We start from the raw sequence: 22433 nt of genomic DNA on the forward strand, positions 1-22433 counted from the left end.
TACCCCGCGACGCGGCTAAACAATGATGCCGATGCGAATCCGCCGCAAGGGCCGGGCCATAGAAAAACTCGAAAACCCTACCGCACTGCAACGGTGCAGAAGATCATTTTCGCGCGACGCTGCAATTCAGATCACGCTTGCGTCAGCGCGTCTTGGCTTTGCTTCGACAAGCCAGGACAGGCACGACAAGCCCGCCGATGGTGGCGCAGAAGCGTCGCCGCCCAACACGCAAAATTGCTCCGAGGACACGTCTTGCCGGATATGAGCAAATCCGGAGACAAAGTTGCGGAAAATTGCGGGAAATCCCGCTCGAAATGCGTGCCGTCCGTAAGTATTTCCGGGATCGGCCCGAAGTTTCTTGCGGTGCAGCGGCTCCCGTTTTAGGGTGACTGCATTCCCACAATCGGAGTCGTGAAGCGAAAAGCTTCACGACGCTTGTCAGGAGATGACGATGTCCTTCCTTGCCGCTGCGCTCGACCGTGTGAAGCCGTCCGCGACCATCGCGGTCACGGATAAAGCACGCGCGCTGAAAGCGGCGGGCCGCAACGTCATCGGCCTTGGCGCCGGCGAGCCCGACTTCGACACGCCCGCCAACATCAAGCTGGCGGCGATCCACGCCATCGAGGCCGGCAAGACCAAGTACACCGCGGTCGACGGCATTCCCGAGCTGAAGGAGGCGATCATCGCCAAGTTTCAGCGCGAGAACGGCGTCGCCTACAAGCCGAACCAGATCATCGTCGGCACCGGCGGCAAGCAGGTGCTGTACAACGCGCTGATGGCCACCATCAATCCGGGCGACGAGGTGATCATCCCCGCGCCGTACTGGGTCAGCTACCCCGAAATGGTGGCGCTCGCCGGCGGCGAGCCGGTGCCGGTGGTCTGCACCGCCGCGACCGGTTTCAAGCTCCAGGCCGAGGCGCTCGAGCGCGCGATCACGCCGAAGACCAAATGGGTGATCCTGTGCTCGCCGTCGAACCCGACGGGAGCCGCCTATACGCGCTCGGAACTGAAGGCGCTCACCGACGTGCTGGTGAAGCATCCCCACGTGTGGGTGATGACCGACGACATGTACGAGCATCTTGTCTATGACGACTTCCAGTTCACCACGGTCGCGCAGGTCGAGCCGAAGCTCTACGATCGCACGCTGACCGTGAATGGAGTATCGAAAGCCTATTGCATGACCGGCTGGCGCATCGGCTATGCCGGTGGCCCCGCGCAACTGATCAAGGCGATGTCGACGATCCAATCGCAGTCGACCTCGAACCCGTCCTCGATCGCGCAATGGGCCGCGGTGGAAGCTCTGAACGGTCCGCAGGACTTCATCCCCGCCAACAACAAGGTGTTCAAGGAGCGGCGCGACCTCGTCGTCTCCATGCTCAACCAGGCCAAGGGGATCGAATGCCCGCGTCCCGAGGGCGCCTTCTACGTCTATCCGTCCTGCGCCGGCACGATCGGCAAGACCGCGCCGTCGGGCAAGGTGATCGACAATGACGAGACCTTCGTCACCGAACTGCTGGAGACCGAAGGCGTCGCCGTGGTGCAGGGTTCGGCCTTCGGCCTCGGCCCCGCGTTCCGCATCTCCTACGCGACCAAGACCTCGGATCTCGAAGACGCCTGCAAGCGCATCCAGCGCTTCTGCGGCAATCTGCGCTGAACTGGCAGAAATGATGTGACATCAAACGGCCCGCGCAATGCGGGCCCTTTTTCTTTCAGCTCTGCGCGATCTGGCGCCACCGGAGCTGTTGTGGCATAGACCGTCGCGGCGTGTGCCGCGCCTCCATGCTCGCATCACATTCATCGCCGGAGACATTCATGCGCCGTTCACTCCTCCTCGCCGGGCTCACCGTTGCGAGCCTTGTTGCCTTCGTTGCGGGCGCCAGCGCGCAGTCGCGAATGGTGCAGGTGGGCGTGCTCGAATGCCGGGGCGGCGCCAGCGTCGGCTTCATCGTGGGCTCGGTGACCCATCTCGGCTGCGTGCTGCGCGTCGACGGCTTGCCCGACGACCGCTACGTCGCGACGGTCCGCAAGGTGGGCCTCGACATCGGCATCACCCAGGAAACGGCACTCGCCTGGGGTGTGTTCGCGCCGGTGAACCGGCTCGGACCGGGTGACCTCGCCGGCAACTACGCCGGTGCGCAGGGCAGCGCCTCCATCGGTGTCGGCCTCGGCGGCAACGTGCTGGTTGGCGGCTCCAGCAATTCGATCGCGCTCCAGCCGCTCAGCGTGCAGGGGCAGGTCGGCCTGAGCGTCGCCGCCGGCCTCGAGAGCCTGGAACTCCGGCCGGGCCGTTAAGCTCCAACCATGGTGCTGCTTCACCTCTCCCGAAGGGAGAGGTTGGATCGCATCGAAGATGCGATCCGGGTGAGGGGTTCAAGTCTTACCGAATGCTGCGGGCCCCTCACCCGGATTGCTGCGCAATTCGACCTCTCCCCGCCGGGGAGAGGTGGGAACGCCAACGACGCACCGCAGCGACGTTTGACGCTTGCCAAATCTCGGGGACGGGCAGAGCATCTGCGTTTGCCGACCCAATCATGGGCCGAGCTCCACACCAAGGAGGCGGCGAATGGGACAAGACGTCAGAAGTCCCCGAGGTCCACGGTGCATCGCGCTGGTGGGCCCTTTCCAAAGCGGTAAAACCACACTTCTCGAAGCAATACTGGCGCGAACGGGCGCAATCCCGCGCGCCGGCAGCGTCGACGCCGGAACCTCCGTCGGCGACGCTACCCCAGAGGCCCGTCATCACAAGATGACCGTCGGGCTGACTGCCGCCACCACGAGTTTCATGGGCGATAGTTATACCTTCCTCGATTGTCCCGGTTCCGTCGAGTTTGCCCACGACATGCGGGCCGCGCTGCCCGCGGTCGATGCCGCGATCGTGGTCTGCGAGGCCGACGAGAAGAAGCTGCCACAGCTTCAGATCATCCTGCGCGAGCTGGAGGAGCTGAAGATCCCGCGTTTCCTGTTCCTCAACAAGATCGACCGTGCGAGCCAGCGCATCCGCGAGACGCTCGCAATGCTGCAGCCCGCCTCGCGCGTGCCGCTGGTGCTGCGCCAAATCCCGATCTGGAAGGACGAACTGATCGAGGGCTTCGTCGATCTCGCGCTGGAACGCGCCTTCGTCTATCGCGAGCACAAGGCCTCCGAGGTGGTCGCGCTCGAAGGCGGCAATCTCGATCGCGAGAAGGAAGCCCGCTTCTCGATGCTGGAGAAGCTCGCCGATCACGATGATGCGCTGATGGAGCAACTGCTCGAGGACATCCAGCCGCCGCGCGATGCCGTGTTCGACGATCTCGCCCGCGAGTTGCGCGAGGGTCTGATCTGCCCGGTGCTGCTGGGCGCTGCCGCGCGCGAGAACGGCGTGCTGCGCCTGATGAAGGCGCTGCGTCACGAGGCGCCCGGTATCGCGGAGACGGCAAAACGTCTCGGCGTGCCCGAGACCAAGGATGCGCTTGGCTATGTCTTCAAGACGCTGCATTCGCAGCATGGCGGAAAGCTATCGCTGACGCGGCTGCTTGCCGGCCATCTCGACGACGGTGCCACGTTGCAATCGGCTTCCGGCGGATCCGGGCGCATCTCCGGCATCCTCGCCGTCAACGGCGCCTACGACACCAAGCGTGCGGCGGCGGAGGCCGGCGACACCGTGGCGCTCGCCAAACTCGATCCCGTCAAGACTGGCGACACTGTCTCGGACGGCAAGACCCAGCCGGCCGCGCTGGCCGTCGCCGAGCCGACGCCGCCGGTGCTCGCGATCTCGATCGCGGCCACCGACCGCAAGGACGACGTCAAGCTCGGCCAGGCGCTGGCCCGGCTGCACGAGGAGGATCCCTCGCTCGTCGTCGTGCAGAACGCCCAGACTCACGACACCGTGCTGTGGGGGCAGGGCGAGATGCACTTGCGTGTGGCCAGCGAGCGGCTCCGCGACCGCTTCGGCATCAAGCTCACCTCGCATCCGCCCGCGATCGGCTATCAGGAGACCATCCGCAAGCCGATCACCCAGCGCGGCCGCCACAAGAAGCAGTCCGGCGGCCACGGTCAGTTCGGCGACGTCGTGCTCGACATCAGGCCGATGCCGCGCGGCGAGGGCTTTAAGTTCGCCGAGAAGGTCGTGGGCGGCGCCGTGCCGCGCAACTACATCGGCGCGGTGGAGGAAGGCGTCGTCGACGGATTGGCGCGCGGTCCGCTCGGCTTCCCCGTCACCGATTTGCAGGTGACGCTGACGGACGGCTCCTATCACAGTGTCGACTCGTCCGACCTCGCCTTCCGCACGGCGGCGCGGATCGGACTCAATGAAGGCCTGCCGCAATGCCAGCCGGTGCTGCTGGAGCCGATCCACGTGGTCGAGATCGTTTGCCCCACTGACGCCACCGCCAAGATCAACGCGATCCTGTCGGCGCGGCGCGGCCAGATCCTCGGCTTCGACACCCGCGACGGCTGGAGCGGCTGGGACTGCGTCCGCGCCATGATGCCGGAAGCCGAGATCGGCGAGCTGATCGTGGAGCTGCGCTCGGCCACGGCAGGGGCCGGCAGCTTCACCCGCACGTTCGACCATATGGCCGAAGTCACCGGCCGCGCCGCCGACCAGATCATCGCCGCGCATCAACACGCGGCGTGAGCTGACTCTCGCAGTAAGAGATGCACCGCTCGCTCCCTCTCCCGTTGCTACGAGGAGAGGGAGCGAGCGGGCTGTCTCCGCGAGCACCGTGTTTCATTTGACCGAACCCGCGCCCAAACCTCCGTCATTGCGAGCGCAGCGAAGCAATCCAGACTGTCTCTGCGGGGGCCAGTCTGGATTGCTTCGGGCAAGAGCTCGTCGCAATGGAGGGAGGCGAGAGGTGGTCCACCCCTTGCGTTCGGCTCTCAGTGATGTATTTTACATCATTGTGTATGTTCAGAACATCATTTATAATCTTTCACACGTGAGGCGAAGGTGATCACGTCTTTCCAGATGCGGGCAGCGCGCGCGTTGCTCGGCATTGACCAGAGGGCCTTGGCGGAGCTCGCAGGCGTTTCGCTGCCGACCATTCAGCGGATGGAGGCGAGCACCGGCAACGTTCGTGGCGTGGTCGAGACCTTGATGAAGGTGGTCGAAGCCTTTGATCGGGCCGGGGTCGAACTGATCGGCGAACAGGCGCGCAGCGAAGGCGGCGGACGTGGCGTTCGGCTGAAGGAGCCGGGGCCGCCGCGTAGGGTTGGGAGCGTGATCCCGCAATGATCATGCCCGGGAGCAGACTCAACTAACGCACCGTCGCGCCCGATACGCGGCCGCACGATGCATCGGAGCGTTGTGGGCAGCGGAGCAATTTGCTGAAATGAGCATCACGGGCGAACACCCAGGCAAGCTGCGCCAGCTTCGTCGGCCGACCTTTACCGAACTCTATCTGCCAAAGCTCGTCACCATATGGCGCGAAGGCTACGGGCTAACGGATTTCCGCGCCGACGTCTTCGCGGGCCTGACGGTTGCGATCGTGGCACTGCCACTGTCGATGGCGATCGCGATCGCCTCAGGGGTGACGCCGGACCGCGGCCTCTACACCGCCGTCGTCGGCGGCTTCATCGCCTCGCTGCTCGGCGGCAGCCGCTTCCAGATCGGCGGACCGGCCGGCGCGTTCATCGTATTGGTCGCGGCGACCGCGGAACGTCACGGCGTCGACGGCGTCATTCTCGCCACCATGATGGCGGGCCTGTTCCTGATCGCCGCGGGCCTGCTGCGGGTCGGCACCTACATCAAATTCATTCCCTATCCGGTGACGGTCGGCTTCACCGCCGGCATCGCCGTGATCATCTTCGCCAGCCAGCTCCGCGATCTCTCAGGCATCTCGCTCGCCGGGAAAGAGCCCAGCGAGTTCGTGCCAAAGCTCGTTGCGCTCGCCGGCGGCCTTCATACCGTCAATCCGTCCGCCGTCGCGCTCGCCATTGTCAGCATCGCCATTATCGCCGCCTTGCGCCGCTGGCGGCCGTCCTGGCCCGGCATCCTGATCGCGGTCGTGCTCGCGGCGGTCGTGTGCGCCGTGTTCTCGCTCCCGGTCGAGACCATCGGCTCGCGCTTTGGCGGCATTCCGCGCGAATTGCCATCGCCAGCGCTCCCCGCGTTCTCGCTTGCGAAGGCGAGCGCCGTGCTGCCGGATGCGATCGCGTTCGCGCTGCTGGCCGCGATCGAATCGCTGCTGTCTGCGGTGGTCGCCGACGGCATGACCGGGCGTCGTCACCGCTCCAATTGCGAGCTGGTGGCGCAAGGCGCCGCCAATATCGGCTCGGCGCTGTTCGGAGGCATCTGCGTCACCGGACTGATCGCGCGCACCGCGACCAACATCCGCGCCGGCGCCCGCGGGCCGCTTGCGGGCATGTTGCATTCGGTCTTCCTGCTGCTGTTCATGCTGATCGCAGCGCCGCTGGCAAGCTACATCCCGCTGGCCGCGCTCGCTTCGGTGCTGGTCGTGGTGGCCTGGACCATGGCGGAGAAGCACGAATTCGGGACGCTGCTGCGCTCGTCATGGGGTGATGCAATCGTGCTGCTCGCGACCTTCCTGCTGACCATCTTCCGCGATCTCACCGAAGGCATCCTGGTCGGCTTCGCGCTCGGCGCGGTGCTGTTCATCCATCGCATGGCGGAGATGACGGGGATCGAGGAACGCTCGCCGCTGGTCGCCGGTGATCGCCCCGACGAGGGCAATGGCGATCGCATTCCCTACGATCCTGCGCTTGCGCTCGATCGCGACGTGCTGGTCTATCGCATCACCGGCGCGTTCTTCTTCGGCGCCGCCTCCGCCATCGGGGGCGTGCTCGACGGGGTCGCCGACAAGCGCAAGGCCTTCGTCGTCGATTTCGCCGCGGTGCCGTTCCTGGATTCGACCGCCGCCAACGTGCTCGGCCGCGTCGCCGCCAAGGCGTACCGCCAGGGAATCCGGCTGTTCATCACGGGGGCTTCACCCGCGGTCCGCCGCGCGCTGCTCACCCATGGCGTGACGCCGCCGCGCGCGCGCTATCGCCAGAGCCTCGAGCGCGCGATTGCCGACATCAAGGGCGGCGCGGGCGAGGAGGCGGCGGTGAGCTGACGGCGCGCCGGCCGGCCTGGCCGACGCTGGGACGCCCGCGCTTGACAGAGCGGGCGCGACGCGAAATGGATCGCCTCGGACATGACCCCGAGGGAAAGATGACCGCGCCCAAAGCTCCTGCAGCCTGTCTGATCGGATGGCCGGCCGCGCATTCGCGCTCGCCGCTGATCCATCATTACTGGCTGCGCACGCTGGGCATTGAAGGCGGCTACCTCATCGAGGCGGTGCCGCCGGAGGATCTCAGAGATTTCGTGCTGCGGCTGTCGTTGCGCGGCTTCGTCGGCGCCAACGTCACCATCCCGCACAAGGAAGGCGTGCTGGCGCTGTCGACGCCCGATGCCCGCGCAAAGGCCGTCGGCGCGGCCAACACGCTGTGGTTTGCCGACGGCGAGCTGCGCTCCACCAACACCGACGTCGAAGGCTTCATCAACAATCTCGACGCCAGCGCGCGCGGCTGGGACGCTGCCGATGAGGCGCTGGTGCTGGGCGCCGGCGGTTCCTCGCGTGCGGCCGTGTTCGGGCTGCTCGAACGCGGCATCAAGCGCGTGCATCTTGCCAACCGCACCGTCGGGCGGGCCGAGGCGCTGGCAAGGGAGTTCGGGCCAAGCGTGCATCCTGTGACGTGGGACGGCATCAACGACGTCATGCCCCGCGCAAAACTTCTTGTGAACACGACCTCGCTCGGCATGCACGGCCAGCCTTCACTCGATGTTGATCTCGCACGCCTGCCGCGGGCGGCGGTCGTCGCCGACCTCGTCTATGTCCCGCTGGTGACGCCGTTGCTCGCGGCCGCAGCGGCGCGTGGCCTGAGGACCGCCGATGGACTCGGCATGCTGCTGCATCAGGCGGTGCGCGGCTTCGAGCTGTGGTTCGGCCGGCGGCCGGAGGTCACGGCCGAGCTGCGCGCATTGGTCGAGGCCGATCTCACAAAGACTTGAGAGAATAGCGCGTAATCTCCGGAGTTCTATGTCCGTAGGGACAATAGGGGCAAGCGGAGACCATCATGACTGTTCAACGTGCGACTTTCACACGTCCGCTCATCGCCGTCGCGATGGTGGCCGTCTCGACCATTCACGCTTTCGCGCAGCAGACGCCGACGGTCCGCATCCGCGGCACGATCGAGAGCATCGACGGCAACACGCTCGGCGTCAGGACGCGCGAAGGCAGCGACGTGAAGGTGCGCATGACCGACAATGTCGCCGTCTTTGCCGTGGTCAAGACGTCGTTGTCGGAGATCAAGGACGGCTCTTACATCGGTGTGACCGGCCTGCCCGAGCCCGACGGCACGCAGAAGGCGATCGCGGTGCACATTTTCCCCGAAAACCAGCGCGGCGCGGCCGAAGGTTTCCGTCCCTGGGATGCCCGTGCCAACTCGACCATGACCAACGCAACTGTTGCGCAGACGGTGAAGGGCACCGATGGCCAGAACATCACGGTCAAGTACAAGGACGGCGAGAAGAAGGTGGTGGTGCCGCCGGACACCCCGATCGTCACCTTCATCGCCAGCGACAAAACGGAGCTCAAGCCCGGCGCCAAGCTGATCATCTTCGGCGCGGCGAAGAAGGATGACGGCTCGCTGGAGGCCAACAGGGTGAATGTCGGGCGGGACGGAATCACGCCGCCGATGTGAGAGGTTGAACGCTGAACTCGTAGGCTGGGCAAAGCGAACCGTGCCCACCACCTTTGCGAGACGCTGGAAAGTGGTGGGCACGGCGCAAGTGCGCCTTTGCCCACCCTACGCTCTAAGGCGCGGCTGCAATGATATGGTCGTCGATCTCGTCGATCCGGTTGACGCCGCACAGGCCCATGGTGGTGAGCAGCTCCTTCTGGATGATGTCGATCGCCTTGGCGACGCCGGCCTGGCCGCCGGCCCCTAAGCCATAAGCGTAGGCGCGGCCGATCATGCAGGATTTTGCGCCGAGCGCGAGCGCGCGCATCACGTCCTGGCCGGAGCGGATGCCGCCGTCGAACATGATCTCCATCTTGTCGCCGACCGCGTCCGCGATCTCGGGCAGCACCTCGATCGATGACGGCGCGCCGTCGAGCTGACGGCCGCCATGGTTGGAGACGACGAGGGCCTGCGCGCCGGTCTTGGCGGCTTCCTCGGCGTCCTCGACGTCGAGGATGCCCTTGATGACGAGCTTGCCCGGCCAGATGCTGCGGACCCACTCGACGTCCTTCCAGCTCAGCGAGGTGTCGAACTGCGACGCCGTCCATTCGGCAAGGCGGTTGAGATCCTCGGTGTTCTTCACGTGACCTGCGATGTTGCCGAAGGTGCGGCGCTTGCCTTGCAGCACGCCGGAGACCCAGGCGGGTTTGCTGGCGAAATCCAGCAGCTTCGACAGCGACCATTCGGGGGGCACCGTCATGCCGTTCTTGATGTCGGCATGGCGCTGGCCAATCACCTGGAGGTCCACGGTGAGCACGAGCGCGCTGCACTTGGCCGCGATCGCGCGCTCGATCAATTCGTTGATGAAGCCGCGGTCCTTCATGACGTAGAGCTGGAACCAGAACGGCTTCTCGACATTGGCGGCGATGTCCTCGATCGAGCAGATCGACATGGTCGATTGCGTGAACGGGATACCGGCGGCTTGCGCGGCGCGGCAGGCGTGGATCTCGCCGTCGCCATGCTGCATGCCGAGCAGGCCGACGGGCGCGAGCATCAGCGGCATGGCCGAGGGCTCGCCGAGGATCGTGGTCGAGGTGTCGCGCTTGGAGACGTCGACCAGAATGCGCTGGCGGAACTTGATCGCCTGCATGTCGTCGCGATTGGCGCGCAGCGTTTCCTCGGCATAAGAGCCCCGGTCGCAATAGTCGAAGAACGCCTTCGGCACGCGGCGCTTATGGAGGGCGCGAAGATCGTCGATACAGGTAATATGCTTCATGCTCGTTTCCCCGGCCCGTCTCACTCTTGCATCGGAAGATTTCGAGGTCATCTAGCATGGTTGGATGCACAGCCAAATCGTTTGCAGAACGTTTTGCAGGAGAGCGTCATGACGAGGCCGCACGCTGGACCTTCGCCGGAAGAGATCAAGGAGAAGCGTGATCTCGAGGAGGCGCTGGAAGAGGGGCTGGAGGAGACCTTTCCGGGCTCCGATCCCGTCAACGTCACCCAGCCGGCGCCGAGCCGCGGGGATAGCCATGTGAAGCGCAGCGACTAAGCGGTTCCGCGCTGTTCCGGCGCCACCGGCAGGAAGTATAATGCTAACAAGACGTTAACGGAGCGGTAGTGCCGGTTCCGTAATGATTCATCATATTTTTTGAAGCCAAGTTAGCCGCACAGGCATTATAAGAACCCGGCAAATCAGGGATGCGGGGCCCGTTCGGGCACCCCGTGGTTGTCGGGGGGATCCCTGGTTGTTGCTCGGGGGACGATATGAGCCGCAAATATTTCGGGACCGACGGGATTCGGGGCCGCGCCAACGGACTGATCACGCCGGAGCTCGCGCTCAAGGTTGGCCAGGCCGCCGGCCTTGCGTTTCAGCGCGGTGATCATCGCCATCGGGTCGTGATCGGCAAGGACACCCGCCTGTCCGGCTACATGATCGAATACGCGATGGTCGCGGGCTTCACCTCTGTCGGCATGGACGTGCTGCTGGTCGGCCCGATGCCGACGCCGGCGGTCGCGATGCTGACCAAGTCGATGCGCGCCGATCTCGGCGTGATGATCTCGGCCTCTCACAATCTGTTCGAGGACAACGGCATCAAGCTGTTCGGCCCGCAGGGCTTCAAGCTCTCCGACGATGTCGAGCGGCAGATCGAGCAGCTGCTCGACGAGCCCATCGACAAGCGGCTCGCACAGAGCGCGAGCCTGGGGCGCGCCCGCCGCATCGACGGCGTGCATGACCGCTACATCGAATTCGCCAAGCGCACCTTGCCGCGCGATCTCTCGCTCGAGGGCCTGCGCGTCGTGATCGATTGCGCCAACGGCGCCGCCTACAGGGTGGTGCCGGAAGCGCTGTGGGAGCTGGGCGCCGACGTGGTGCCGATCGGCGTCGAGCCCGACGGCTTCAACATCAACAAGGACTGCGGCTCGACGTCGCCGGAAGCGCTGTCGAAGAAGGTGCGCGAGATGCGCGCCGACATCGGCATTGCGCTCGATGGCGACGCCGACCGCGTCATCCTGGTCGACGAGCGCGGCCATGTCGTCGACGGCGACCAGTTGCTGGCGGTGATCGCGCAGAGCTGGAAGGAAGACGGCCGGCTGTCGCGTCCGGGCATCGTCGCCACCGTGATGTCCAATCTCGGCCTCGAGCGCTTCCTGAATGGGCAGGGGCTCGATCTCGTGCGCACGCCGGTCGGTGACCGCTACGTGCTCGAGCAGATGCTGAACGGCGGCTACAATCTGGGCGGCGAGCAGTCCGGCCACATCATCCTGTCCGACTACGCCACCACCGGCGACGGCTTCGTTGCCGCATTGCAGGTGCTGGCGGTGGTGCAGAAGCTGCGCCGGCCGGTGTCGGAAGTCTGCCACCGCTTCGATCCGCTGCCGCAGATCCTCAAGAACGTCCGCCACAAGGGCGGCAAGCCGCTGGACAATTCCGACGTCAAATCGGCGATTTCCGACGGCGAGCAGCGTCTCAACGGCCACGGCCGCCTCCTGATCCGCTCCTCCGGCACCGAGCCGGTGATCCGGGTCATGGGCGAAGGTGAGGACCGCAGTCTGGTCGAGGACGTCGTCGATACCATCGTCTCGGCGCTCGGACAGGCAGCGGCGGCCTAGCCGCATCCCAGCCATGGGCGATTGGCGGTGGATCGGCCGCCGCACGCATCGTAACTAGCGGGTCGCGGCAATCTGCCGCGCCTGCCGGGATGTACCATTGAATAAGCCTGTCGTCGTCTCAGAGGAAACGCTGACTGAGCCCATCGTCGTCAGCGACGTGACGCCCGCCGCCAAGTCGACCGCGGCCGCAGGGCCGGCCTATGTCGTGCTTGCGGGCATCAGCTTCTCGCACTTCCTCAACGACACCATGCAGTCGCTGATCGCCTCGGTGTATCCGATCCTGAAGGACACCTACGCGCTCGACTTCGCGCAGATCGGCATGATCACGCTGGCCTTCCAGTTCACGGCCTCGCTGCTGCAGCCGGTGGTCGGGCACTACACCGACAAGAAGGCCCAGCCCTATTCGCTGGCGATCGGCATGGCCTCGACCTTCTTCGGCCTGCTGCTGCTCAGTGCCGCGCAGCAATATCTCGTCATTCTCGTCGCCGCCGCGCTGGTCGGTCTCGGCTCGGCGGTGTTTCATCCGGAGTCCGCGCGCATCGCGCGGCTTGCTTCCGGCGGCCGCTACGGCTTTGCGCAATCGGTATTTCAGCTCGGCGGCAGCTTCGGCACCTCGATGGGGCCGGTGCTGGCGGCGCTGATCGTGGTGCCGTTCGGGCAGGGCAGCATCGCCTGGTTCTCCTCGATCGCGTTCCTCGCGATCCTCATCCTCTGGCGCATCGGCCGCTGGTATGCGCCGCAGATCACGGCGAAGAAGACCGCGGCGGTTCAGTCCCATCCCGACGCGCCGAACTCGCGCCGGGTCGCCGTCGCGCTGCTCGTGCTGGTCGCACTGCTGTTCTCAAAGCAGCTCTACGTCTCGAGCCTGTCGAGCTACTACATCTTCTACCTGATCGACCGCTTCGGCGTGTCGACGCAGGCAGCGCAGATGTATCTCTTCATCTTCCTCGCGGCGAACGCGGTCGGCGCGTTTCTGGGCGGTCCCTTGGGCGATCGCTTCGGCCGCAAGATCGTGATCTGGATTTCGATCCTGGGTGCGCTGCCGTTCACGCTGGCGCTGCCTTATGCCGGGCTCTATGCGAGTGCGGTGCTGTCAGTCATCATCGGCCTGATCATCTCTTCGACGACGTCATCGATCATCGTGTTCGCGCAGGAACTGGTGCCGCACAGATTCGGCATGATCTCCGGCGTGTTCTTCGGCGTCGCCTTCGGCATCGGGGGCCTCGGGGCCGCCGTGCTCGGCAAGCTTGCCGACCACACCTCGATCGAGTTCGTTTACCAGGTCTGCGCCTATCTGCCGGCGATCGGCCTGCTTGCGGTGTTCCTGCCCAGGCTGCCCCAGCACAGGCGTTAACAAAGCTTGTTTCGCTGCATTGCGGCTTCATCAATCGTTAGCAATTGCGGCGCGCTACCGCCGCATTTTTGCAACGCTCCAGCCGCATCCGCGCGAGGGTAGAGAAAAAATCAACCTTAAAAATTAGGGTTAAGTGGCGCTTAAACATTTGCTGGCATCGTCCGCTTCGTGAGTTTCCAGAACGTGAGGCCTGCGTGTTTGCCTCACCGGCCAAAAGGACGAAGCCAATGCGTAGCGTTAAGTCTCTCCTTGCCGCGGGTGCGGCAACCCTGATCTCGTCGATGGCGTTTGCCGCCGACATGCCGATCGCGGCGCCCCCTCCCATGTACGCGCCGCCCGCTCCGCCCGCCGATTTCGGCGGCTGGTATCTGCGTGGTGATGTCGGCATGACCAACCAGAGCGCCAAGCGCATCGAGAGCGCCCTTCCGGCTGGTTATTCGAAGTCGACCGAAGGCCTCGGCTTCGACTCGGCCGGGCTGTTCGATCTCGGCGTCGGCTATCGCTTCAACAACTGGTTCCGCGCCGACGTGATCGGCCAGTACCGTGGTAAATCCAATCTGCACGGCAGTGACAACGTTTTCGGACCCGGCTTCGTCGGCGTCAACAATTACAGCGGCAGCAAGTCCGAGTGGGTCGTGATGGCCAACGCCTATGTCGATCTCGGCACATGGTGGTGCATCACCCCGTTCATCGGCGCCGGTGTCGGCGGCTCCTACAACAAGATCAGCGGCTTCCGCGACGACGGCGTGTCCTACAACCCGCTGCTCAACAACAGCGTCGCCTACTTCGCCGACAACGGAAAGTGGAATCTTGCCTGGGCCGCTCACGCAGGTCTCGCTTACAAGGTCAATCCCGGGTTCACCGTCGAACTCGCCTACAGCTACATGAACCTCGGCGACGGCGCGCCTGGCAACTACCGTTTGTTCGACAACAGCGCTTCAGGCCCGACGTCGATCAAGGTCAGAGACATCACCTCGCACGACATCAAGCTCGGCGTGCGTTGGGACCTCAGCAGCCCGCCGGCCTATATGCCGCCGCCGCTGATCACCAAGGGCTGATCGACACTTCGATCGGTTAGGATTTCTTAACGGCGCGGGATCAACCCGCGCCGTTTTGCTTTGCGGATTTTCATGGCTCGATCGCGACGAAAGCGCCTGGCGCAACCATTGGTTAAGGTTAACAGGCGATGATCATCGCAACAGTTCGAGTCCGATGGAGCGTTGCGATGCGTAGGCTGATGTTGGCGGCAGCGATATTTGGGACGGTGTCTGCCGCGCGCGCGGCCGATTTGCCGGACCTGCCGATCCTGCGCGGCAGCTTCACCGATGGCCTGTCGAAGTCCTCCGTCAATTGGGACGGCTTCTATGTCGGCGGCCAGTTCGGCTTCGCCACGACCGACATCGATTTCAGTCACGCCCCGAAGTCAATGACCGACTTCATGCTTCGCAACAGCATCCTGCAGGCGCCGGTCGGTGGCTGGTCGCTGCTGCCGAAGAACCACGTGCAGTCGACCGGGTTCGGCGCCTATGTGGGCAAGAACTGGCAGATCTACGATGCCGTGATGGGCGTCGAAGCCAATTACAGCTACATGAACAACATCTCGAGTTCTGCCAGCGATTCCATGACGCGCCTTCTGGACGGCGAGACGGGTCCAACTGGCCATACCTATACCTATGACACCACCCTGGGCGGTGGCGCTTCACTGAAGTTAAAGGATTACGCCACCTTCCGCGGCCGGATCGGCTGGGACGGCGGCGAGTTTATGCCCTATGCCTTCGCAGGCGTGGCTGTCGGGCGCGCCGAGGTTTCGCGATTTGCGACCGTTTCTTATCAGAAGTGGGACGACTACGACGAGTCCGTGGTCGTTGGCGGCGTGACCACGACCGTTCATCGGCATGTGCCGGCCGGTTCGGGCACGCTGAACAAGACCGAGCAACGCACAAACGCCTTCATGTACGGATGGACGGCCGGCATCGGTGTCGAATACGCCATCTACAACAACTTCCTCATTCGCGGCGAATGGGAGCATATCGGCTTCTCGGATGTGAAGAACATCACCGTTGGCCTGAACAACTTCCGTGTCGGCGCCGGCTACAAGTTCTAGACTGCCGCACGCAGCCGGTTGACAGAGCGGCGGCGTCCTGATGCTCTGTCGCTCCAAAGCGGGGCGGCAGCGATGAAGGTCTACGGCGACAGCAATTCCGGCAATTGCCTCAAGGTGAAGTGGGTCTGCGACAAGCTCGCATTGCCCTATCAGTGGGTCGAGATCGACACCCGAAAGGGCGAGACTCGCACGCCGCAATTCCTTGGGATGAACGGCGCCGGCCAGGTGCCCACCGTCGCCTTCGACGACGGCCGCACGCTGGCTCAGTCCAACGCCATCATCCGCTACCTCGCCCGCGACAGCGCGCTCGTTCCGCGCGATGCCTTCGCTGCGGCAAAGATGGACGAATGGTTGTTCTGGGAACAATACAGCCACGAGCCCTACATCGCGGTGTGCCGCTTCCTGCTCGTCTATCTCGGCAAGGACGCCTCCGAGCTCGATCCTGAAAAAGTCAAGCGCGGTTATGCGGCGCTCGACCGCATGGAGCAGCATCTGGCGGCAAGCCGCTTCTTTGCCGGTGGGGAAGTTTCGCTCGCCGACGTCTCGCTGCTCGCCTATACCCGCGTGGCGCATGAAGGCGGCTTCGACCTCGGCCGCTATGCTTCCGTCCGGCGCTGGATCGGCGAAGTCGAAGCGTTTCTCGGCCTTCCGCCGGCGCATTGAGCCCGGAGTTTCCACATGAGCGCCGAATCCGTCTCCATTCGCCGCGCCCGCCTGGGCGACGTTCCCGCGATCGTGGCGATGCTCGCCGACGATCATCTCGGCCGCGCGCGCGAGCGCGTCGAGGATCCGTTGCCCGCCGCCTATTACGATGCATTCGCGCGGGTCGAGCGCGATCCGAATCTGACGCTCGTGGTGGCCGAGATCGAGGGCAAGGTGGTCGGCTGCCTGCAACTTGCTGTTCTGCCGGGCATCAGCTCGCAAGGCGGCGTACGCGGTCTGCTCGAAGACGTGCGCGTTGCCGCTGATTGCCGCAGCCGCGGTATCGGCGAGCGATTGGTGCAGTGGGCGATCGCGGAAGCAAAGGCGCGCGGCTGCAATCTGGTCGAACTGCTGACGCATCAGACGCGCGTCGATGCGCAGCGCTTCTACAAGCGGCTCGGATTCACAGCGAGTCACGTCGGCATGACTGTCCGCTTTTGAGCCAGCTGCTTTGCGGGCCTTGCGCAATCAGCAAATTCAGATCGCGCATTCGTTCATGTTAAGAGGCGGTAAACTACCCGTCGGTCGTTCACGTTGATGATGGAACGATCGGTGCTACGGCGGCGTCTGACACCGGGCTCGCTCGGTTCGGGGATTTCGATGACAAATTATTCGATGATCAAGGTCGGCAACGACTATGTCGTGCAGGCCAATGACAAATGCATTTTGAAAGTCGGCAGCCGCCGCCGGGCGGCGCAATTGATCAGCGAGGCCACGGACTTGCTGAATGCGCTCGCGGTCGTTGAATCCCCTGGTATCGCAGCCGAAACACCATCACTCCGCCGTGAGGCGCCGGAACTTCCTTGACGACTCTTTCCGTTTCCCGTATCAGCCGCGGCGGGACACCTCCCCCCAACGGGAGGCTGACTATCTGGAAGGGTAGATATTATGACTGTAGCGAAGCCCGCTTCGCGGCCGGACGTGCCGCATTTTTCCTCCGGCCCCTGCGCCAAGCGCCCCGGCTGGAACGCCCAAAATCTCAAGGACGCAGCGCTCGGCCGCTCGCATCGCGCGAAGGTCGGCAAGACCAAGCTCAAGCTCGCGATCGATCTGACGCGCGAAGTGCTCGAGGTGCCTGCCGATTATCGCATCGGCATCGTGCCGGCCTCCGATACCGGCGCGGTCGAGATGGCGCTGTGGTCGCTGCTGGGTGCGCGCCCCGTCACCACGCTCGCCTGGGAATCCTTCGGCGAAGGCTGGGTCAGCGACATCGTCAAGGAATTGAAGCTCAAGGACGTCACCAAGCTGAACGCAGCCTATGGTGAGATCCCCGACCTCTCGAAGGTCGATCCCGCGAGCGACGTCGTCTTCACCTGGAACGGCACCACGTCGGGCGTGCGCGTGCCGAACGCCGATTGGATCAAGGCGGATCGCGCCGGCCTGACGATTTGCGACGCGACGTCGGCCGCGTTCGCGCAGCCGCTCGACTGGGCGAAGCTCGACGTGGTCACCTTCTCCTGGCAGAAGGCCCTCGGCGGCGAGGCTGCGCACGGCATGCTGATCCTGTCGCCCCGCGCCGTCGAGCGTCTCGAGACCTACAAGCCGGCCTGGCCGCTGCCGAAAATCTTCCGCATGACCAAGGGCGGCAAGATCAACGAAGGCATCTTCGTCGGCGAGACCATCAACACGCCGTCGATGCTCTGCGTCGAGGATTACCTCGACGCGCTGAACTGGGCGAAGTCGATCGGCGGCTTGAAGGCGCTGATCGCGCGTGCCGACGCCAACACCAAGGTGCTCGCCGACTGGAAGGCGAAGACGCCGTGGATCGACTTCCTGGCCAAGGATGCCGCGATCCGCTCCAACACTTCGGTGTGCCTCAAGTTCACCGATCCCGCCATCACCTCGCTGTCCGAGGACGCGCAGGCCGAGTTCAGCAAGAAGCTGGTCGCGCTGGTCGAGAAGGAAGGCGCCGGCTACGACTTCGCCTATTACCGTGACGCGCCGGCCGGCCTGCGCATCTGGTGCGGCGCCACCGTCGAGGCCAAGGACGTCGAGTTGCTGACGCAGTGGATCGATTGGGCTTTCGCCGAGACCAGGGCCGCGCTCGCCAAGGCGGCGTAAGTTTTCTTTCTTCGCCTCTCCCCGTTCTTACGGGAGAGGCCGGGTCGCGCAGCGATCCGGGTGAGGGGCGCTCTCTCCACGAGCACTTTGCCTGTGGCTGCCCATCACCCCAATCCTCTCCCCTTGAGAACGGGGAGAGGGAGAACACAAAGCTTCCGAGCCACTCACGCATTTCCGGCCCGCGGGCCGATCTTCCCTTAGGGACGGTGAAGGACACATCCTCATGACCAAACCCAAAGTACTCATTTCCGACGCGCTCTCGCCCGCCGCCGTGCAGATCTTCAAAGACCGCGGCGTCGAGGTCGACTTCCAGCCCAATCTCGGCAAGGACAAGGACAAGCTCGCCGAGATCATCGGCAATTACGACGGCCTTGCGATCCGCTCCGCGACCAAGGCGACCGCAAAAATCCTCGACAAGGCGACCAACCTCAAGGTGATCGGCCGAGCCGGCATCGGCGTCGACAATGTCGAGATCCCCGCCGCCACGGCCAAGGGCATCATCGTGATGAACACGCCGTTCGGCAATTCGATCACGACCGCCGAGCACGCGATCACCCTGATGCTGGCGCTCGCCCGCGAGATCCCGCAGGCCGACGCCTCGACCCAGGCCGGCAAGTGGGAGAAGAACCGCTTCATGGGCGTCGAGATCACCGGCAAGGTGCTCGGCGTCGTCGGCTGCGGCAACATCGGCTCGATCGTCGCCGACCGCGCGCTCGGCCTGCGCATGAAGGTGATCGCGTTCGATCCGTTCCTGTCGCCGGAGCGCGCCAGGGACATCGGCGTCGAGAAGGTCGAGCTCGACGATTTGCTCAAGCGCGCCGACTTCATCACGTTGCACACGCCGCTGACCGAGAAAACCAAAAACATTATCGATGCGGCCGCCATCGCCAAGATGAAGAAGGGCGTGCGCCTGATCAACTGCGCCCGCGGCGGTCTCGTCGACGAGCAGGCGGTGCTCGATGCGCTCAACGCCAAGCACATCGCCGGCGCCGCCTTCGACGTCTTCGTCGAGGAGCCCGCGACCAAGAACGTGCTGTTCGGTCATCCCAACGTGATCTGCACGCCGCATCTCGGCGCCTCCACCACGGAAGCGCAGGAGAACGTCGCACTCCAGGTCGCCGAGCAGATGTCGGATTATTTGCTCACCGGCGCGATCTCGAACGCGGTCAATTTCCCCTCGATCACGGCGGAAGAGGCGCCGAAGCTGAAGCCGTTCATCTCGCTCGCCGAGAAGCTCGGCTCGTTTGCCGGCCAGCTCACCGAGAGCGGCATCCTCAAGGTCGAGATCACCTATGAGGGCCACGTCGCCGAGATGAAGATCAAGGCGATCACCTCCGCCGTGCTGTCGGGCCTGCTGCGCCCGATGCTGGGCGAGGTCAACGTGGTGTCGGCGCCCGTCGTCGCCAAGGAGCGCGGCATGGTGGTCGACGAGATCGTCCGCGCCGCCCAGAGCGACTATGAGAGTCTGATCACGGTCACCGTCACCACGGAGCGGCAGGAGCGGTCGGTCTCGGGCACCGTCTACGCCGACGGCAAGCCGCGCCTCGTCGACATCAAGGGCATCCGGGTCGACGCCGAGTTCGGCAAGTCGATGATCTACGTCACCAACGAGGACAAGCCGGGCTTCATCGGCAAGTTCGCGAGCCTGCTCGGCGATGCCAAGATCAACATCGCGACCTTCCACCTCGGCCGCGTCGCGCCCGGCAGCGATGCCATCGCGCTGATCGAGGTCGACGGCGCGGTGCCGGCCGATCTGCTCGCCAAGGTGCAGGCCCTGCCGCAGGTCAAGCAGGTCAAGGCGCTGACGTTCTGATCAAACTCTTACCGTCGTCATGACCGGGCTTGACCCGGCCATCCACGTCTTGCCCGGTCGGAGAAAGAACGTGGATGCCCGGGACAAGCCCGGGCATGACGAGTGGATAGAGTAATGCTCGCATTGATATTCCGACCCGCGGAACAACGCCGCCCTCTCGCGAGGGCGGCGTTTTGTTTGGCCCTCGCGCGACGCCATATTTTCCCCGCGGCCTCCAAACATTGTGTACCAATGGCGCCGAGAAGACCTAGACCGACGCTCCGGTCAAAATCGTTCAAAAAGGGAGAAAACAATGCGTGAAGCCGTCATCGTTTCCTACGCACGCACGGGCCTCGCAAAATCAGGCCGCGGCGGGTTCAATATCACGCCGCCGATGTCGCTTGCGGCCCATGCCATTCATCACGCGGTCGACCGCGCCGGCGTCGAGAAGGACTATGTCGAGGATTGCTATCTCGGCAATTGCGCCCATGGCGCGCCGAACATCGGCCGTCAGGCCGCGCTGCTCGCCGGCCTGCCGAAGACCACGGCCGGCGTCTCGGTGAACCGCTTCTGCTCCTCGGGGCTGCAGACCATCGCGATGGCCGCCAACTCGATCCGCTCGGACGGCGCCGACTGCATCGTCGCCGGCGGGGTCGAGAGCATCTCGATGCCGGGCGGCGGCACGCCGAAGGAATCGATTGATCCTGAATTGCTCAAGGTCGCCCCTGATATCTTCATGGCGATGATCGATACCGCCGACATCGTCGCCGAGCGCTACAAGCTCAGCCGCGAATATCAGGACGAGTTCTCGCTGGAATCGCAGCGCCGCATGGCGGCATCGCAGCAGGCGGGCAAGTACAAGGACGAGATCGTCCCGATGAAGACCAAGATGAAGGTGGTCGACAAGCAGACCAAGGCCGAGAGCATCGTCGACTACGTCGTCGACCGCGACGAGTGCAACCGGCCCGAGACCACGATGGAGGGCCTTGCCAAGCTCGAGCCGGTGAAGGGCCCCGGCAAGTCGGTCACGGCCGGCAATGCCAGTCAGCTCTCGGACGGCGCCGCGGCGGTGGTGCTGATGGAGGCCAAGGACGCCGAGAAGCGCGGCCTCAAGCCGCTCGGCCGTTTCGTCGCCTGGGCGACCGCCGGCTGCGAGCCGGACGAGATGGGCATCGGCCCGGTGTTCGCGATTCCGAAGCTGCTCAAGCGCACCGGCCTCAAGGTCGATGACATCGATCTGTGGGAGCTCAACGAAGCCTTCGCCAGCCAATGCCTGTACTGCCGCGACCAGCTCGGCATCGATCCCGCCAAGTACAATGTCAACGGCGGCTCGATCGCGATCGGCCATCCCTTCGGCATGACGGGCGCCCGTCTCACCGGCCATCTGCTGCAGGAAGGCGCGCGCCGCAAGGCCAAGTGGGGCGTGGTGACGATGTGCATTGGCGGTGGCCAGGGCGGCGCCGGGCTGTTCGAGATCTACAGCTGAGCCGATCCCCAAACGGACTTCAATACTGCAAGCACGGCGCCGAAAGGCGCCGTGTTCGTTTTCCGGAACCTGTTCGCTCGGTAGGCTTACGGTCTGCGGCCATGACGCGATGTCTCAGCCTGCCTTCTCCTGGAGCGCAGGTCGGAAGATCCATTCGCGCCAAACCGCCAGCAAGGCCGCCATGATCACAGGGCCGAGAAACAGGCCGAGCAGACCGAAGGCAGCAAGGCCGCCGAAGATTCCGACGAATGCCAGCAGGAACGGAAGCCGCGCCGAGTCACCCACAAGGGTCGGCCACACGAAATGATCGCCGGCAAACATCACGACCGCGCCCCAGCAGAATACGCCGGCGGCTGCAAGCCCGCTGCCCCCGCCGCTGGCGAGGATCAGCGCCGCGGCGCTAAATGCCAGCCAGGCGCCGAAGGGAAGCATCGCAAACGCCGCCGTGAGGATCGTAAATACGATGGCATTCGGCACGCCCGCGATCAGATACCCGACGCCGATCAATAGGCCCTCGCCCAAGGCGACCAGCACCGTGCCGTTCACGGTCCCGCGGGTGGCGGCGACCATCCTCTCGACGAGACCCTCGCCGGCCTCGCCAAAAAGCCGATCGGACGTTTCCAGAAAGCGGTTCGCGATCAACCGGCCATTGCGGAGCAGGACGAACAGAGCCAGTAGCGAAAACAACAGCATGAACAACCGATGGAGCAGCTGTCCGCCGAACGTTCGAAACAGATCGGATGCGTTGTCCGCATTGATTGATTTCAACCATGCGCTCGCCGCCTTGGGATCGGAGAGGTTGGCGCGCCACCATTGCTGGATGCTTTCCGCGGCAACAGGCAGGCGCGAAAGCCAATCCGGGACGTCGACCCCGCTCTCTCCGGCCCGCTTCAACCAGCTGACCAGCACGTCGCCCTGCTGGGCGAGCTGGTAGACCGCGAGTGACATGGGAGCCACCAGGATGAGTGCGACCATGAGCGTGAAAGCGAGAGCGGTGAGGTTGGACGGACCCGAGGCAAGGCGTGTGGCGAAACTGATGTAGAGCGGCCAAAGCGCGGTTGCGAGAATTGCGGCCCAGATCAGCGCCGTCAGAAACCCGGCCGCAGTCCACAAAGCGAGTGCGACCAGCACGAGCGCCAGGACGACCCGAGCGTTCATG

At 64.5% G+C, this 22433-nt stretch carries 20 protein-coding genes; 18 read left to right on the forward strand and 2 right to left on the reverse strand.

The genetic code is table 11. The features are described 5' to 3' along the window. Window positions 1-451 precede the first annotated feature (451 nt). From IVB28_RS28150 to IVB28_RS28180, 7 genes are all read left to right on the forward strand, one after another. Window positions 452-1654 (forward strand): pyridoxal phosphate-dependent aminotransferase, encoded by a 1203-nt coding sequence (locus IVB28_RS28150; RefSeq protein ID WP_247530625.1) that lies wholly within the window; start codon window positions 452-454, stop codon window positions 1652-1654. 158 nt (window positions 1655-1812) lie between these two features. Then, complete coding sequence (locus IVB28_RS28155; protein ID WP_247530627.1) at window positions 1813-2292, forward strand: DUF992 domain-containing protein; 480 nt, start codon at window positions 1813-1815, stop codon at window positions 2290-2292. Between the two features lie 271 nt (window positions 2293-2563). Then, window positions 2564-4612 (forward strand): elongation factor G, encoded by a 2049-nt coding sequence (locus IVB28_RS28160; RefSeq protein ID WP_247530629.1) that lies wholly within the window; start codon window positions 2564-2566, stop codon window positions 4610-4612. A 315-nt stretch (window positions 4613-4927) separates the two neighbouring features. Further along, entirely contained in the window at window positions 4928-5212 is a 285-nt protein-coding gene (locus IVB28_RS28165) for a helix-turn-helix transcriptional regulator (protein WP_247530631.1), read from the forward strand. Window positions 5213-5309: 97 nt separating this feature from the next. After that, the gene (locus IVB28_RS28170; RefSeq protein ID WP_247530633.1) at window positions 5310-7052 is read left to right on the forward strand and encodes a SulP family inorganic anion transporter; all 1743 of its coding nucleotides are present in this window, start codon (window positions 5310-5312) and stop codon (window positions 7050-7052) included. A 98-nt stretch (window positions 7053-7150) separates the two neighbouring features. Beyond that, window positions 7151-7990: a shikimate dehydrogenase gene (locus IVB28_RS28175; RefSeq protein WP_247530635.1), complete on the forward strand. Its 840-nt coding sequence runs from the start codon at window positions 7151-7153 to the stop codon at window positions 7988-7990. Window positions 7991-8103: 113 nt separating this feature from the next. After that, the gene (locus tag IVB28_RS28180) at window positions 8104-8682 is read left to right on the forward strand and encodes a hypothetical protein (RefSeq protein WP_247530916.1); all 579 of its coding nucleotides are present in this window, start codon (window positions 8104-8106) and stop codon (window positions 8680-8682) included. A gap of 112 nt (window positions 8683-8794) precedes the next feature. On the opposite strand, the gene IVB28_RS28185 is transcribed toward IVB28_RS28180, so the two are convergent. After that, a complete protein-coding gene (locus tag IVB28_RS28185; RefSeq protein ID WP_247530638.1) occupies window positions 8795-9937 on the reverse strand; it encodes an alpha-hydroxy acid oxidase in 1143 nt (380 codons plus the stop codon). A 108-nt stretch (window positions 9938-10045) separates the two neighbouring features. Here IVB28_RS28185 and IVB28_RS28190 point away from each other — a divergent pair, with 108 nt between their 5' ends. The 11 genes from IVB28_RS28190 (at window position 10046) to IVB28_RS28240 (ending at window position 21274) form a co-directional block, all read left to right on the forward strand. Next, a complete protein-coding gene (locus tag IVB28_RS28190) occupies window positions 10046-10213 on the forward strand; it encodes a hypothetical protein (RefSeq protein ID WP_247530640.1) in 168 nt (55 codons plus the stop codon). Window positions 10214-10428: 215 nt separating this feature from the next. After that, window positions 10429-11775: a phosphoglucosamine mutase gene (gene glmM / locus IVB28_RS28195; RefSeq protein WP_247530641.1), complete on the forward strand. Its 1347-nt coding sequence runs from the start codon at window positions 10429-10431 to the stop codon at window positions 11773-11775. A gap of 97 nt (window positions 11776-11872) precedes the next feature. After that, entirely contained in the window at window positions 11873-13129 is a 1257-nt protein-coding gene (locus IVB28_RS28200) for an MFS transporter (protein WP_276576219.1), read from the forward strand. 227 nt (window positions 13130-13356) lie between these two features. Beyond that, complete coding sequence (locus IVB28_RS28205) at window positions 13357-14187, forward strand: outer membrane beta-barrel protein (protein ID WP_247530643.1); 831 nt, start codon at window positions 13357-13359, stop codon at window positions 14185-14187. Between the two features lie 167 nt (window positions 14188-14354). After that, on the forward strand, window positions 14355-15233 hold the full coding sequence (locus tag IVB28_RS28210) for an outer membrane beta-barrel protein (RefSeq protein ID WP_247530645.1): 879 nt from the start codon (window positions 14355-14357) through the stop codon (window positions 15231-15233). A gap of 72 nt (window positions 15234-15305) precedes the next feature. Continuing rightward, a complete protein-coding gene (locus IVB28_RS28215) occupies window positions 15306-15896 on the forward strand; it encodes a glutathione S-transferase family protein (protein WP_247530647.1) in 591 nt (196 codons plus the stop codon). Window positions 15897-15911: 15 nt separating this feature from the next. After that, window positions 15912-16376, forward strand: a complete 465-nt coding sequence (locus IVB28_RS28220; protein ID WP_247530649.1) for a GNAT family N-acetyltransferase — start codon at window positions 15912-15914, stop codon at window positions 16374-16376. 159 nt (window positions 16377-16535) lie between these two features. Continuing rightward, window positions 16536-16742, forward strand: a complete 207-nt coding sequence (locus IVB28_RS28225) for a hypothetical protein (protein ID WP_247530651.1) — start codon at window positions 16536-16538, stop codon at window positions 16740-16742. An 81-nt stretch (window positions 16743-16823) separates the two neighbouring features. Then, entirely contained in the window at window positions 16824-17996 is a 1173-nt protein-coding gene (locus IVB28_RS28230; RefSeq protein WP_247530653.1) for a phosphoserine transaminase, read from the forward strand. Window positions 17997-18219: 223 nt separating this feature from the next. Next, window positions 18220-19809, forward strand: coding sequence for a phosphoglycerate dehydrogenase (gene serA / locus IVB28_RS28235; RefSeq protein WP_247530654.1), 1590 nt, complete (start codon window positions 18220-18222; stop codon window positions 19807-19809). A 292-nt stretch (window positions 19810-20101) separates the two neighbouring features. Then, window positions 20102-21274, forward strand: a complete 1173-nt coding sequence (locus IVB28_RS28240) for a thiolase family protein (RefSeq protein ID WP_247530656.1) — start codon at window positions 20102-20104, stop codon at window positions 21272-21274. A gap of 114 nt (window positions 21275-21388) precedes the next feature. Here IVB28_RS28240 and IVB28_RS28245 read toward each other — a convergent pair whose 3' ends face one another. Then, window positions 21389-22432: an AI-2E family transporter gene (locus tag IVB28_RS28245; protein ID WP_247530658.1), complete on the reverse strand. Its 1044-nt coding sequence runs from the start codon at window positions 22430-22432 to the stop codon at window positions 21389-21391. Window position 22433: the final 1 nt, after the last annotated feature.

It is taken from the genome of Bradyrhizobium sp. 199, from assembly GCF_023073355.1.
In the GTDB taxonomy this organism is placed as follows: Bacteria; Pseudomonadota; Alphaproteobacteria; order Rhizobiales; family Xanthobacteraceae; genus Bradyrhizobium.